Here is a 2,243-nt window from a genome sequence, read left to right as displayed (position 1 = left end):
GCAAGCACCGCGTCGATGTCGCGCTGGTCTTGCGGCGTGGACGCACCCGCGAAGGCCAAGGTCGCGGCGCCCAGGTCGAGATCGAACAGGCGATTGCCGAGGCGCGATTGGTAGTAGTAGTCGCGCTTGGGCTGCGCGGTGGCGACGATCTCGATCTGCCGGCTGTTGAGGCCGAAGCCCTCGTAGATCGTTCGAATCTGCGGCTCGGTCGCCTGCGGGTTCGGCAGGAAGATGCGGCTCGCGCAGCTCTCCACGATGGCCGGCGCGATGCTCGATCCCTGGATGTCGGCCAGGCTCTGCGTCGCGAAGAGCACCGACACGTTCTTCTTGCGCAGCGTCTTGAGCCACTGGCGGATGCGAGCCGCAAACACCGGGTCGTCCAGGAACAGCCAGGACTCGTCCAGCAACAGCAGGGTGGGGGCACCATCGAAGCGCGCCTCGAAGCGTGCGAACAGGTAGCCCAGCACGGCCATCACCGCCGCGCGGCTGCCCATCAGCTCCTCCATCTCGAAGCACTGCACATCGGCCGTGCCCAGCCGATCCTGGTCTGCGTCCAGCAGCTTGCCGTGTGCACCGCCCAGCACATAGGGGGCGAGCGCCTGGCGCAGCGCGTTGGACTGCAGCAGCACCGACAGACCAGTGAGCGTGCGCTGCTCGCGCGGTGCGCCGGCCAGGCTGCCTAGCGCGGACCAGATCGCGGCCTTCTCGTCCGGTCCGACGGCCACGCCCTCGTGCACCAGCCGGCCTTCGACCCACTCGGCTGCCCAGCTGCGGTAGCCTTCCTGGTCGATGCCGGCCAGCGGCTGGAAGGCGATGTCGCCATCGCTGCCCAGGTCGTAGTGCTCGCCACCGAGGCCCAGCACCGTCGCGCGCATGGAACGGCCCATGTCGAATGCAAAGATGCGCGAGCCGGGATAGCGCCGGAACTGCAGGGCCAGCAAGGCCAGCAGCACCGACTTGCCCATGCCCGTCGGTCCCACCACCAGGGTGTGACCCACGTCGCCAACGTGGGTCACCAGCCGGAACGGCGTGGAGCCCTCGGTGCGGGTCACGACCAGCGGCGGACCGTCCAGGTGCCGGTTGCGCTCCGGTCCGGCCCACACCGCCGACACCGGCATCAGGTGCGCCAGGTTCAGTGTCGAGACGATGGGCTGGCGCACGTTGGCGTAGGCGTTGCCCGGGATCGACGACAGCCAGGCCTCCACCGCGTTCAGTGTCTCCGGGATGGTGACGAAGCCGCGCCCCTGGATCACGCGCTCGGCCATGCGCAGCTTTTCGTCGGCAGCGGTCGCGTCGGCATCGAGCACCGTGACGGTGGCGGTCACGTAGCCAAAGGCCACCTGGTCACTGCCCAGCTCCTGCAGGGCCGCGTCGGCATCGGCGGCCTTGTTGCCGGCGTCAGTGTCCACCAGCGGAGACTCCTGTTGGGACAGCGTCTCGCGCAGCAGGGCCAGGACGTTCTTGCGCTTGGCAAACCACTGCCGGCGCAGCCGACCCAACTCCTTCTCGGCCTCGGCCTTGTCCATACACAGGAAGCGCGTGGACCAGCGGTAACCGAAACCGAGCCGGTTCAGGTCGTCCAGCACACCAGGCCAGGTGGACGTGGGAAACCCGCGCACCGTGGCCACCCGCAGATGCGCGTCACCCAGCATGGGCGCCAGACCGCCGAGCAGGGGAGCATCGGCCAGGAGCGCATCCAGGTGGAAGGGCACTTCGGGCACGGCCACCGGGTAGGTGCGTGGCGACACCGTGGTGCGCAGGTAGCTCAGCGTGTCCGCGTCCTGCAGCCAGGCGATCTCTGGCATCACGCCGTCGAGCAGGTCGAACACGCGATCGGTCTCTGCGATGAAGGCTGCCAGCCGTTCGCGCCAGTCCACACCGTTGCTGGAGCGGTTTTCGTAGAGCAGGCTGGCGGCTCGTGCGCGCGACTCTTCGGGCGGCAGGTACTGCAACGTGAGGTGGTAGCGGCTCTCGAAGTGGCTGGCCGAGTCCTCGAAGGCGGCGCGCCGCTCTTCGTCCACCAGCCACGAAAGGGCGTCCGGGAAGTCCGAGCGCGGGTAGTCCGAGTCCGGGCGGCGCTCGGCGTCCACGTACAGCACCCAGCCCGAACCCAGGCGGCGCAGCGCGTTGTTCAGGCGCGAGCTGGTGGCCACCAGCTCGCCCTGCGTTGCGCTGTCCAGGTCCGGCCCCCGAAAGCGCGCGGTGCGCTGGAACGATCCGTCCTTGTTCAGCACCACGCCGGG

At 68.9% G+C, this 2,243-nt stretch carries 1 protein-coding gene; it reads right to left on the bottom strand.

All coding sequences use genetic code 11. The annotated features are described in order from the left end of the window. Positions 1-2,243, bottom strand: a 2,243-nt coding sequence (gene trbE, locus ABYB95_RS22000; protein ID WP_372661996.1) for a conjugal transfer protein TrbE, incomplete at both ends; no start/stop codon positions are given.

Source organism: Hydrogenophaga sp., assembly GCF_041633695.1.
In the GTDB taxonomy this organism is placed as follows: domain Bacteria; phylum Pseudomonadota; class Gammaproteobacteria; order Burkholderiales; family Burkholderiaceae_C; genus Hydrogenophaga.
Note: the sequence above shows the minus strand (reverse complement) of the source record. Positions and strands in the feature narration are given on the sequence as shown.